The following is a 12,466-nucleotide window of genomic DNA, read 5'->3' on the forward strand; positions in this document are numbered from 1 at the left end:
TCAGGACGATGTCGACGCAAGCGACGCCGCAACTGCATCAGGCGGCGCCGGCGATGGCGCATCGGAGCCCGAACCGCTGCGCCGCTACTTGCGCTGCAACGATGCGGCGGTCACGCCGGCGCTGAACGAATGGCTGCATGACGTTTACGTTGTTCCGGATACCTCGAGCGCGCTTCCATTGCGCGCCGAACTGCCGCCTGGCGCTAGTCTGGTCACTCGCGAAGGCGCGATTTTCGATCGCCACAGCGTCAGTTTTCACGCGCCCGATTCCGAATTGCACGGCGTTCTGTCACGCAAGTCCGAGATCGAGCAGCTTAGCGTCCGCGTGCAGGATGAAACGGTTGCGTTTGAGCGCGCGAAGCGCGCGGTTGCCGAAGCCGAGCGCGAGGTTGACCAGCAGCGCGATGCGATTAGCGCGGGACAGGCGAGCATCGATGGTCTACAGCGCTCAACCCACGATATGCAGCTCGCCATCCTCAAACTGTCGGAACTTTCCGGCAGCGCCGCGCGCCGTACCGCCCAAATCGCGCAAGAGTTGGAAGAGACAGCAGTGCAAAGCGCGCTTGAGGCGGAACAGTACGAAGCGGCGCAACATCAACTTTTCACCCACCAGCATCAGCTGGAAGCTCTTTCCGGGCAGTTGCCCATTGCCAGACAGCGTTTTGACGAAACCGAGCAAGCGCTGGCTGGACAACGCGAACGGACCCATCGAGCCCAGCGCGAAGCGCAGGAGCAGGCTTTTAACCTCAAGACTTGCTCTAACAAAATCACTGAACTGGAAGAATCCATTCAGGCAGTGACGGTCAATATCGAACGGATTTCGGCGAACCTTGTGCTGCTATCGGATGAGCGCCACGACGTCGACGAAGCCGGTTTGCTAGACGCGCTGCAACAAGCGCTTGCGGCGCGCAGCGAAAAGGAACATGCGCTTAGTCTTGCCCGTGCGGCGCTGCAGGAAGCCGAGCAGCAGCTCGATCACACTTCGCAAGAGCGGCTCGCGTGCGAACAAAAGCTGCCGCCGTTGCGCGACCGCATTCAGGATTGGCGCCTCAAGGAGCAGGAAGCGCGGCTGACCGCCGAGCAGTTCGCGTGCGAACTCGCTGATGCGGGCGCGGACGAAATCGAACTGGCTGCCATGCAGGAAAAAGGTGTGAAATCCGGCGCGCTGCAAACCCGGCTTGCAGAGCTCGGCATAGCGATTAGCGCGCTGGGCGCGGTTAACCTCGCGGCCTTCGACGAACTGAAAAACGCCGGTGAGCGCAAGACTTACCTCGATTCGCAGGCGCAGGATCTCGAACAGGCGATGGCCACGCTGGAAAACGCGATCCGCCGCATCGACCGCGAAACGCGCGAGCGCTTGCAGGAAACCTTCGATCAGGTGAATCGACAGTTCGGCGAGATGTTTCCGGCTTTGTTCGGCGGGGGTCACGCGCAACTGATTCTGAATGGCGAAGAAATTCTCGATAGCGGCTTGCAAGTCGTCGCGAAACCGCCGGGCAAGAAGAATGCCTCTATCCATCTGTTGTCGGGCGGCGAAAAGGCGCTGACTGCGTTATCCCTGGTGTTTTCCCTGTTTCAGTTGAATCCGGCGCCGTTCTGCCTGCTCGACGAGGTCGATGCGCCGCTCGACGACACCAATACCGAACGCTTCTGCGAGCTGGTCAGGAAAATGGCGCAACAAACGCATTTCCTGTTCGTCAGCCACAACAAAATCACCATGCAGATGGCGCATCAACTGATAGGCGTGACCATGCAGGAGCTGGGTGTATCGCGCATCGTATCGGTCGACGTCGAAGAGGCAATGAAAATGCAGGAACAGGCCATTGCATGACTGGCCTGCCAGCCGCCAACCACGACCGACATCGACAGGACGGAGACCGTCATGAGTGATCTGCAGATTGGACTGGTCCTGATCGGCCTGCTCGCGGTTGCAGCGGTCTTCGCATTCAACCGGATTCAGGAAAAAAAATACCGGCAACGCGCCGAACGCGCCTTCAACCAGCAACATGCCGACGTGCTGCTGGAGCCGCAGGATGGCGCCGCAGCGGGCGGCGACGATTCGGGCTATCCAGTGCGCCGAGTTGCCCGCGCAGGCCGCGGGGAGCGCATCGAGCCGCAATTCAGGGTTATTGCCGACGTCGCTGCAACGCCGGACGAAGAAAATCCGCCGGCGCCGGATGACGAGAGCACGCGTGGCACCGAACCGGAGCGGGCCGGCGATGACAAGGCCGCGCCCGAAGTGCGTGCAATGCCGGTTGCTTCAGCGCGCGAGGCCGCACCAGCGCGCGTTGCCACCGGTTTGGCGACAGCCACGCCGCCGTTGCGCGCCGCAGAAAAACTTGTGTCGCCGGAATCGACCATCGACTATGTCGCCGAGGTCGAGGCGCTCCAGCCGATTGCCGCGGCCAAGGTTGCCGAACTCAGTCGCAAGCTAGCCGAAGCCGGAAAACCCGTTCACTGCTCGGTTTTCAACCCGCGCTCGGCGGCTTGGGAAATTGGCCTGTTCGATACCGCCGGTAGCGGCGTGGGCAATGGTGCTGCGCGCTATACGAAATTCCGCTGTGCGATTCAGCTTGCGGATCGCCAGGGCGCGGTTTCGGAAGCGCAATTACGTATGTTCCGCGCCGCGGTGACGGATTTCGCTTCGCAGAATCGCGCGAGTTTCGAATGTCCGCCGGTGCAGCCGGCGCTGAGCGCGGCGCGCCGGCTCGATCGGTTTTGCGTCGAGGCCGATATCGCGATAGGCATCAACGTGCTCGCCGAGCAGAAGCCTTTTTCGGGGACAAAGATACGCGCGCTTGCGGAAGCCGCCGGCATGAAGCTTGAGCAGGATGGCGCTTTTCATATGCCGAGCGAGCACGGCGCAACGCTTTTCACATTGACGAACCGCGATTCTGCGCCGTTTTTTCCCGAACAGATCAGGAACATGACAACGCAGGGGTTGACCTTGCTGCTCGATGTGCCGCGCGTCGCTGCCGGCAACCGGGTATTCAATCAGATGATCCAACTCGGCCGCAGCCTGGCCGCGACGCTCGAAGGCAAACTGGTCGACGATAATCGCCGCGCATTGAACGAATCGGAATTCGAAGCGATACGACACCAGATAACGACAGTGCTCGCGGCCATGGATGCGCAAAAAATCAGCGCCGGCAGCCCGGAAGCGCTGCGGCTTTTTTCGTGACCGCCGCGGCGGTATTTCGTTCGCGGTCGCCACTTTCAAAAAGCGATGCCTGCTGATGCCGAGGCTCGAATCAGCGCCTTGCGGCAGGCGATAGCCGAGCACAATCGCCGCTATTATCTGGAAGACGCGCCGTCGATCAGCGACGCCGAATTCGACGCGCTGTTCGCCGAGTTGCAGCGTCTCGAGGAACAACATCCCGAACTGCGAACCGCCGATTCGCCGACGCAGCGCATCGGTGCGCCTCCCACCCAGGCCTTCGCGCCGATCGCGCATCGCGTCCCCATGCTGTCGCTGAACAATGCGTTCGATGAGGATGCGGTGCGCGCCTTCGACCGGCGCGCCCGCGAGAAACTCAATGTCGATCGGATCGTTTATTTCTGCGAGCCCAAGTTCGATGGACTCGCGATCAATCTGGTTTATGAAAATGGCTGGTTCAAGCGCGGCGCGACGCGTGGCGACGGTTATCGCGGCGAAGACGTCAGCGCCAATCTGCGAACCATACGCACCCTGCCTCTGAAGCTTGCGGCGGCTGCGGATTTGCCCCCGAAATTGCTTGAAGTTCGCGGTGAAGTGCTGATGTTGAAAAAGGATTTTGCCGCGCTGAATCGACGCCAGCACGAGCATGAAGGCAGGGCTTTCGTGAACGCGCGAAACGCAGCGGCCGGTGCTCTCCGGCAGCTCGATCCGAAGCTGACCGCGGCGCGGCCGTTGACGTTTTTCGCTTACGGTGTCGGCGCTGCCGAGGGCATCGCTATGCCCTCGACCCAATGCGCGCTGCTCGATCTGCTCGACAGTATGCGGTTTCCGGTGGCGGTGCAGCGCGAACGCGTGGCGGGGGTTGACGGCTTGTTGTCGTATCACGTGAAAATTGCGGCGCAACGTGCTGAATTGCCATTCGATATCGACGGTGTCGTGTACAAGGTAGATGATTTGGCTCAGCAGCAAGCGCTGGGCCATGTAGCGCGTGCGCCACGCTTTGCACTGGCGCATAAATATCCGGCCGAACAGGCGATGACGATGGTTCTGGATATCGTGGTCCAGGTCGGACGGACCGGAACGCTGACGCCAGTGGCAAAGCTCTGCCCGGTATTCGTCGGCGGCGTCACCGTGACCAACGCAACGCTGCACAACGAAGACGAAATTCGGCGCAAGGACGTGCGCCCCGGCGATACCGTCATCGTGCGGCGCGCCGGCGATGTGATCCCGGAAGTCGTCAGCGTCGATATGACGAAACGTCAGGACGGGCCAGAGTTCGTGATGCCCGCTTTGTGCCCGGTGTGCGGTTCCAAGGTGGAGCGGATTGCCGGCGAAGCAGCGAGCCGTTGTACGGGCGGGCTCGTCTGCCCGGCGCAGCGCAAACGGGCCATCCTGCATTTCGCTTCACGGCGGGCGATGGACATCGAAGGGCTAGGCGATAAACTGGTCGATCAACTCGTCGCGACCGGCGCGGTGAAAACACCGGCCGATCTCTACGTGCTCGACAGGGAAACCCTGATCGCGCTTGAGCGCATGGCCGAGAAGTCGGCGCAGAATCTGATCGATGCCATCGAAAAAAGCAAGACGCCGTCTTTGCCGCGTTTTTTTCATGCGCTCGGGATTTTCGGCGTCGGCGAGGAAGTGGCGAGAATACTTGCGCAGCGTTTCGGCAACGTCGACGCCTTCCTTTCGGCCGACTGGACAGCGTTGATCGAAGAGAAGAAGTCGATACAGAAAGAAAACACGAAGCGCGCGAAAAGCGGGGCGGAGAAGCTGCCGGTTCCGCTGCCCGGAGTCGGCAAGGAAATTATCGAAAGCATCGCTGCATTTCTCTCGCAGGCAGCCAATCGCGACGTCATCAGCAGTCTTCGCAAGCGCGGCGTGCATGCGGATGTACTGCCGCTCGCTAGCATTCCACAGTCCGATCAAGCTCTGGCCGGAACAACGTTCGTGCTGACCGGGGCGCTGCCGACATTGACGCGCGAGGACGCCAAAGCCAGAATCATCGCGGCCGGCGGCAAAGTTGCAGGCCACGTGTCGCGCAAGACGAATTTTGTCGTCGCAGGCTCAGAGGCGGGGAGCAAACTCGATCTGGCGCGCGAACTTCAAGTTCCCATACTCGACGAAGCAGGTCTCTTGAAAATGATCCAAGGCGAGCAAAAAGCATGAACAAAATCACGAAGGCAGTTTTCCCTGTTGCCGGGCTCGGCACCCGCTTTCTGCCGGCGACCAAGGCCAGCCCCAAGGAGATGCTTCCGGTCGTCGACAAGCCGCTGATCCAGTACGCAGTGGAAGAAGCAATCGCCGCCGGCATCACTGAACTGATGTTCGTCACGGGCCGCGGCAAGCGTTCGATCGAAGACCATTTCGACAAGGCCTACGAGCTGGAAGCCGAACTCCAGGCGGCCGGCAAGCTGAAACTGCTGCGCCAGGTGCGTCACTTGCTGCCGGTTGAGGTGAACTGTGTTTATGTGCGCCAGGCCGAGGCGCGCGGGCTGGGTCATGCCGTGCTGTGCGCGAAGCAACTCATCGGCGATCAGCCGTTCGCTGTGCTGCTGGCGGACGATCTGATCGACGGCGAGCCGCCAGTATTGCAGCAAATGGTCGAGCATTTTGCGGAAGCGCAATGCTCGATACTCGGCGTCCAGCACGTTGCGCGCAAGGAAACGACGCAATACGGCATGATCCAGACCGGTACCGCGAAGGGACGCTTGCACGAGGTCTCCGGCATCGTCGAAAAGCCGCGGCCCGAGAATGCGCCGTCGAGCCTCGGCGTGGTCGGCCGCTACGTGCTGACGCCGCGCATTTTTCATCATCTGGCTGCGACGGCAGCCGGCGCCGGCAAGGAAATCCAGTTGACCGACGCGATCGACGCGCTGCGGCGCGAAGAACGCGTGCTCGCCTACGAATTCGACGGCAAACGCTACGACTGCGGCAGCAAGCTCGGTTATCTGAAAGCGACCGTTGCGTACGCGCTCAGGCACGAGGAAGTCGGGCAAGACTTCCGTGATTATTTGCAATGGATTTCCAGCCAACCAATCGAACCCGCGGAGCGCCGGAGAACGGGGCGGACGTGAGCTCCGCGCCGGCATGCGCCGCTGATCCGCATGTGTTATCCGAATTCTCCGGCCATGCCGCTTAATGCTTAGCGCCGACGAGGCGAGGCGCCTGCTGGCTTCCGCCGATCAGATTTATTCCGCGGCGGAAGTAACGCAAGCGGTGGGCAGGCTGGCCAATGAAATCGCCGATAGACTGGCTAGCCACCTGCCGCTGGTTCTGAGCGTCATGGGCGGCAGCGTCGTGTTTACCGGACAGCTCCTGCCGCTACTCAACTTTCCGCTGGATTTCGACTACATCCACGTCTCGCGCTACGGCGATTCCACCGAGGGCGGCGCGATCCACTGGAAAGTCGGTCCGCGCGATATCGTCGCCGACCGCGTCGTGCTGGTGCTCGACGACATTCTCGATGAAGGGCAAACGCTGGCCGCGGTGCGCAGCCGCATCCTGCAAGCTGGCGCGCGGGAATTCTACAGCGCCGTATTCGCGGATAAGGACATCGGACGCAGCAAGCCGATTCAGGCGGATTTTGTCGGCCTGAGCGTGCCCGACCGCTTCGTGTTCGGCTTCGGCATGGACGTCAATGGCGCCTGGCGCAATCTGCCTGCGATCTATGCCTTGCCATCGAATCACAGGCCGTGATGCTCGCAATCATCGCCGGCTCCGGTCTCACCAAACTCGCCAATCTGGAATTGACCAGCCGGCAAGTCATCCGCACCCCCTATGGCGAACCGTCGGGTGCGCTGACGTTCGGCAAGATCGGCGGCCATGACGTGGTTTTCCTGGCGCGCCACGGCTATGGTCATACCATACCGCCGCATCTCGTCAATTACCGCGCCAATATCTGGGCTTTGCACGCGCAAAAAGTCTCGGGCGTGATTTCGCTGGCTTCGGTCGGCGGCATACGCGACGATCTGGAACCCGGAACCCTGCTGATCCCGGATCAGATCATCGATTACACCTGGGGCCGCAAATCGACTTTTTTCGACGGGACGGATAAAGCCGTCACCCACATCGATTTCACGCTGCCGTATTGCGGGAAACTGCGCAGCCGATGCCTGGCTGCCGCGCAAAAAGCCGGGCAGCCGGTGATAGACGGCGGCGTTTACGCGGCGACACAGGGGCCGCGGCTGGAAACGGCGGCCGAGATCGATCGTCTGGCCAGGGATGGCGCCGATATCGTCGGCATGACCGGCATGCCGGAAGCAGCGCTGGCGCGCGAGATCGGCCTGTCGTACGCGGCCATTGCCGTCGTCGCAAATTATGCCGCGGGCCGCAAGGCTTCCATGGAACGCGTCAAGCTCGACGCGATCTATGCTGTATTACAGGAATCGTTGAGCAAGGTAAAAAGCGTGCTCGACCGGATGGTCGCGGCCAGTGGCGATTAGGCCCATACTCAGGATGGGCGATCCGCGCTTGCTGGGAAAAGCGCGCCCGGTCGCCGCGTTCAACACCGCTGAACTCGATGCACTGGTCGCGGACATGCGCGACACCATGCTGAACGCTGACGGCGCCGGTCTCGCGGCACCCCAAATCGGCATTGGTTTGCAGGTCATGATCTTCGGTGTAGAGCACAATCCGCGTTATCCGGACGCTGAACCCGTGCCCTATACCGTGCTGATCAACCCGACAATAGAGCCAATCGGCGAAGAAACCGACGAGATGTGGGAGGGATGTCTCAGCATTCCCGACATGCGCGGGCTGGTCAGGCGGCACTCACGGTTGCATTATCGCGGTTACGACGCGCAGGGCACGCTGCTGGATCGCTGTGTCGAGGGCTTCCATGCGCGGGTGGTCCAGCACGAATACGATCACCTGCAGGGCATACTTTTTCCGATGCGGATCCCGGACTTGCGTTTCTTCGGTTTCACGGACGCGTTGTTCTCGGCGCAGCCCGCTGTCGATGAGCCTGCCGACAACGGGATTTAGTTTTGTTTTGTTGACTGCGTTATCCCGAAGTAGCAAGATTTCATTAAATGAAATGGCGCTGAATTGATATCGTGCTGGATACGCTGATTCAGGAACCGCTTGCGGCAGCTTTGCTGGTCGGGTTGTTGGCGCTGGCCGGAGCGGGCGCGTTGGTGATACGGCGCTGGCTTTCGGAACACGGCGCTCGCGCCGAAAGAAAATCCTTGCAGCAGATTTCCGAATTGCGCGAGCAGGTGCAAAGTCTGCAAGCCGATGTCAAGCATCTGAAGCGGAACCAGCACGCGACGACACCGTATGGTCAAGCCATCCTGATGGCGCAGCAGGGCCTCGATGCGCGGGAGGTGGCGGCCGTCTGCGGCTTGTCTCGCGGTGAAGCCGAATTGATCGTGGCGTTGTACAAGACGCACTACTCGTAAATGGCTAGTATCGGGCGAATGGCCGGTTTTCGCGCCGGCGGTTCGATTAAGTGCGCGCTTGGCTTGATCGTCCGTTTCTAAAATCTTCCGATCTCAAGCCCGCTCTCAAGCCTTGAGCTGATCCAGCAAAGCCTGTTTCAGGCGCAATAGCCGATCTGCATCCTGCAGATGGCTTCCGGTAATCAAAAAAATATCCTCAGCGCGCTGGCCTAGCGTGTTGATGCGCGCCGTATGCACGCTGACATCAAACTCGGCCAATGTGCGGGCTACCCGCGAGAGCAGCCCGGGGCGGTCGGCGGCAACCAGCGACAACACCTGATACTCGCGCTTTTCGTGCGGTTCGATCGATACTTGCGGAGCCATCGGGAAATGTTTGACTTGCCGGCTCAGGCGCGGATTGACGGGCGGCGGCAACGGCCCCAAATCAGCCAGACGCTCAGCCAGTTCGTGCTCGACATACGCGATCAGGTCACGGTAGTGCGCGGGCTTTTGCGCCGCGTCGAGCACTTGAAAACTATCGAGCGCGTAGCCGTGTTGCGTCGTGTAAATCCTGGCTTCGACGATGTTGTAGTTGATTCTCTCGAAAAAAACACAGATGCGCGCGAACAGCCTTTTGCGGTCCGGCGCATAAATCATCACCTGCAAACCCTCGCCGATTGGCGACAAGCGCGCCTTGACGATTGCCCTCGCCGGCCGCACACGGTAGTGCAGCAGCCGCGTATGCCAGGCGATTTCCTGGGCCTCGTGGCGGAGGAAGTAGCTCGTATCGAGCTCGCGCCAGAAAGCGATGTGCGCATCATCCGAGAATCCGTACAGGCGGAGCTTGGCGAGAGCGTCCGCTTGTCGGGCTGCCACCTCGCTATCGACAGTGGCGACGCTGCCGCTGAAATGGCGCCGGGTCGCCTGAAACAGGTTTTCGAGAAGCTTCGCCTTCCAGGCATTCCAGACTTTCGGACTGGTGCCTCGTATATCCGCGACAGTCAGCAGATACAGTGCGACAAGGTGACGATCGTCGCCAACACGCCCCGCGAACGCGGCGATCGCCTCGGGGTCGGACAGATCGCTTTTCTGCGCTGTCGCCGACATCACGAGATGATTTTGCACCAGCCATTCGACCAGCGCGGTATCGGCGGCAGCAAGGCCGTGGTCCAGGCAAAAGCGCCGCGCGTCCACCGCGCCCAGCGCCGAATGATCGCCACCTCGGCCTTTCGCAATATCGTGAAATAACGCGGCCAGGTACAGCGTTTCAGGGCGTTCGAAGGCGGCGATCAGCCGGCTCGCCAACGGGTATTCGTGCTTGAAATCCGCAATCGCGAAACGCTGCAAATTGCGCACGACCTTGAGGATGTGCTCGTCAACCGTGTAGACATGAAACAGGTCGTGCTGCATCTGCCCGACGACGCGGCCGAACGCCGGAATATAACGGCCGAGAATGCCGTACTGATGCATGCGCCGCAGCTCGCGGGTAATGCGGGCGGGCTGGCGCAGAATGTCCAGGAACAGCGCCCGATTTAGCGGGTCCCTGCAGAAAGCCTTATCGATCCGGCGCCTTGCCCGCCACAATGCGCGCAGGGTCGCAGCACTCATCCCTTGCAGCCTCGGGTGCTGCTGCAGCAGTAAAAAACTTTCCAGAATGGCTCTGGGCTGATCCTCGAATAATTGCTCGTCGCGCGCCTCGAGCAGATCGTTGCGTGCGAGGAAGCGGCTATTGATCGCCCGCGGCTCGCTCTCGGCCGCCGGGAAAATGCGCGCCCGCAGATTTTGCAGCATGATCGTAGTGATCTGGCTGACCGATTTCGCGACGCGATAATAACTCTGCATCAGTTGTTCGCTGGCAAGCCGCGTAGGCCTGTCGCGGAAACCGAGTTCGGCGGCTAGGGCTGTCTGGTAATCGAATAGCAGCCGATCTTCGCGCCGCCCGGCGAGGTAGTGGAGGTGTATGCGCAGATTCTGCAGCAGTTGCAGGTCGCGCTTCAGTTGCTGCGCCTCGGCGCCGGTGATGATGGCTTCGCGGACCAGGTCTTGCCAATTGCTGCCGAGGTTTGCCGACCGGCTGATCCACAGGATGTTCTGCAGATCGCGCAATCCGCCCGGGCTTTCCTTGACGTTCGGTTCGAGGTTATAGGCGCTGTCCTGGAAACGCGCATGGCGCAGTTGCTGCTCGCGAAGTTTTTTGGCGAAAAAATCCCGCGGCTCTATGGCCTGCGCGATGGCCTGCGTGAACTTTTGAAAAAGCGCCGAGTCGCCGCATAGCGGGCGCGCTTCGAGAAGATTGGTTAGCACGGTGACATCCGCGGCGGCCTGCTCGAGGCTCTGGGCGATAGTGCGCACGGAGTGGCCGACTTCGAGACCCAGATCCCACAACTCGCCGACCAGGGCTTCAAGCCTGCGTTTCAGATCGTCATCGGCCGCTTGCGGCAGCAATATCAGCAAGTCGACGTCCGACCTGGGAAATAATTCGCCGCGACCATAACCGCCGACTGCCAGCAACGCGGCGGAGCCTGGCATCGCCAGGCGTTGCCAGGCGAGTTTGAGATGTCTATCGACCAGCGCGCTGTGCGAATGCAGCAGACGGGTTGCCGAGCCATTCCGCCGATAGCGCACCCGCAGACTGGCGCGCTGCTGCGCAATGTCCTTTTTGCGGTCGCTTGCGGCAGAGCGGGCAGGTTTGCCCGAAATCGGCTGCAGCATGCGGCTACAAAGCCAGGCGAGACACCGAAAGTGGCGGCGGCGCGGCGACCGACAGCGTCAGCACTTCATGCCCGGTTTCGGTCACCAGCACCGTATGCTCCCACTGCGCCGACAAACTGTGGTCCTTGGTGACGATGGTCCAGCCATCGGCCAGTTGACGGATGCCGGCTTTACCCGCGTTGATCATGGGTTCGATGGTGAATGTCATTCCTGGCGTCAGCCGTGTACCCGTGCCCTGCTTGCCGTAGTGCAGCACTTGCGGGTCTTCGTGAAACAAGCGGCCTATGCCATGTCCGCAGAACTCGCGCACGACCGAAAAGCCGTGGCGTTCGGCATGGCTTTGAATCGCGTAGCCGATATCGCCGAGCGCCGCCCCGTTTTTCACGGCAGCGATGCCGCGCCACAAACATTCGTGGGTGATGTCGCACAATCGCCTGGCTTGAATCGACGGCTCGCCGATGTAGAACATGCGGCTGGTATCGCCGTGATAGCCATCCTTGATTACGGTGATATCGATATTGAGGACGTCGCCCGACTTGAGCTTTTTCTCACCCGGCACGCCATGGCAGACGACATGGTTGACCGATGTGCAAATCGAGCGCGGATACGGCTTGTAGCCGGGCGGCGCATAATTCAATGGCGCCGGTATCGTGCCCTGCACATCGACCATGTAATCGTGGCAAACGCGGTCGATCTCGTCGGTCGTTACGCCGGGCTTCAGATAAGGCGCCACATGATCGAGCACTTCAGCCGCAAGCCGTCCGGCGATGCGCATTTTTTTGATTTCGTCGGCGGTTTTGATCGTAGGCGGCATGACGACGGTCGATAAAAGACTGAAATGAAAAGCGTATCAGAATAGTGGAATGACCCGGGCGGCGCAATTCGCGCCAGACCTCGATCTTCCTGCCTTCATCGCGACAGGGGCGGCCGGCAATAGCAGGCGTTTTCGTCGGCGAACGCGGCGCTCCGCTCGCATCCGGCTTGAGCGGCGTTTTGGCGCGATGCTATACTCCCGGGCTAGTTTATCGGCGATTGACTCGCTCCGCTGCCGCTTCCCGCTCCGGCGGGGAAGCTTCGCGTTCGATTGTCGTCGCAAACTAAATCCACACACCTGCCTCATTGGGGTGCGCGCTAACCGGGCTGCGCTAAGCGGCTGCACCAAGCGGCTGTACAAGCAGCCGCAGCAAGCGCGTTTCCGGCAGGTGGAGGCTTAACC

At 60.9% G+C, this 12,466-nt stretch carries 10 protein-coding genes; 8 read left to right on the top strand and 2 right to left on the bottom strand.

Features of this window, described 5'->3' with window-relative positions; genetic code table 11:
- The 8 genes from H0V78_11245 to H0V78_11280 all read left to right on the top strand — a co-directional run.
- On the top strand, positions 1 to 1,831 hold a 1,831-nt coding region (locus H0V78_11245), incomplete at its 5' end, for a chromosome segregation protein SMC (GenBank protein MBA2352325.1).
- A 51-nt stretch (positions 1,832 to 1,882) separates the two neighbouring features.
- On the top strand, positions 1,883 to 3,181 hold the full coding sequence (locus H0V78_11250) for a cell division protein FtsZ (GenBank protein ID MBA2352326.1): 1,299 nt from the start codon (positions 1,883 to 1,885) through the stop codon (positions 3,179 to 3,181).
- Between the two features lie 45 nt (positions 3,182 to 3,226).
- Positions 3,227 to 5,326, top strand: coding sequence for an NAD-dependent DNA ligase LigA (gene ligA, locus H0V78_11255; protein ID MBA2352327.1), 2,100 nt, complete (start codon positions 3,227 to 3,229; stop codon positions 5,324 to 5,326).
- The gene (gene galU / locus H0V78_11260; GenBank protein ID MBA2352328.1) at positions 5,323 to 6,234 is read left to right on the top strand and encodes a UTP--glucose-1-phosphate uridylyltransferase GalU; all 912 of its coding nucleotides are present in this window, start codon (positions 5,323 to 5,325) and stop codon (positions 6,232 to 6,234) included. Before ligA ends, galU begins: the two co-directional genes overlap by 4 nt.
- A gap of 64 nt (positions 6,235 to 6,298) precedes the next feature.
- Positions 6,299 to 6,856: a hypoxanthine-guanine phosphoribosyltransferase gene (locus tag H0V78_11265; GenBank protein ID MBA2352329.1), complete on the top strand. Its 558-nt coding sequence runs from the start codon at positions 6,299 to 6,301 to the stop codon at positions 6,854 to 6,856.
- Positions 6,856 to 7,602, top strand: a complete 747-nt coding sequence (locus H0V78_11270) for an S-methyl-5'-thioinosine phosphorylase (protein ID MBA2352330.1) — start codon at positions 6,856 to 6,858, stop codon at positions 7,600 to 7,602. The genes H0V78_11265 and H0V78_11270 overlap by 1 nt, the downstream gene beginning before the upstream one ends.
- Positions 7,592 to 8,143, top strand: a complete 552-nt coding sequence (locus H0V78_11275) for a peptide deformylase (GenBank protein MBA2352331.1) — start codon at positions 7,592 to 7,594, stop codon at positions 8,141 to 8,143. Before H0V78_11270 ends, H0V78_11275 begins: the two co-directional genes overlap by 11 nt.
- A gap of 71 nt (positions 8,144 to 8,214) precedes the next feature.
- Positions 8,215 to 8,559: a DUF2802 domain-containing protein gene (locus tag H0V78_11280; protein MBA2352332.1), complete on the top strand. Its 345-nt coding sequence runs from the start codon at positions 8,215 to 8,217 to the stop codon at positions 8,557 to 8,559.
- Between the two features lie 105 nt (positions 8,560 to 8,664).
- On the opposite strand, the gene H0V78_11285 is transcribed toward H0V78_11280, so the two are convergent.
- A complete protein-coding gene (locus tag H0V78_11285; GenBank protein MBA2352333.1) occupies positions 8,665 to 11,250 on the bottom strand; it encodes a [protein-PII] uridylyltransferase in 2,586 nt (861 codons plus the stop codon).
- A gap of 4 nt (positions 11,251 to 11,254) precedes the next feature.
- Positions 11,255 to 12,064 carry a type I methionyl aminopeptidase gene (map, locus tag H0V78_11290; GenBank protein MBA2352334.1) on the bottom strand — a complete coding sequence of 270 codons (810 nt, stop codon included), beginning with the start codon at positions 12,062 to 12,064 and terminating at the stop codon, positions 11,255 to 11,257.
- Between the last annotated feature and the right edge of the window lie 402 nt (positions 12,065 to 12,466).

It is taken from the genome of Burkholderiales bacterium (genome assembly GCA_013695435.1).
Classification (GTDB): domain Bacteria; phylum Pseudomonadota; class Gammaproteobacteria; order Burkholderiales; family JACMKV01; genus JACMKV01.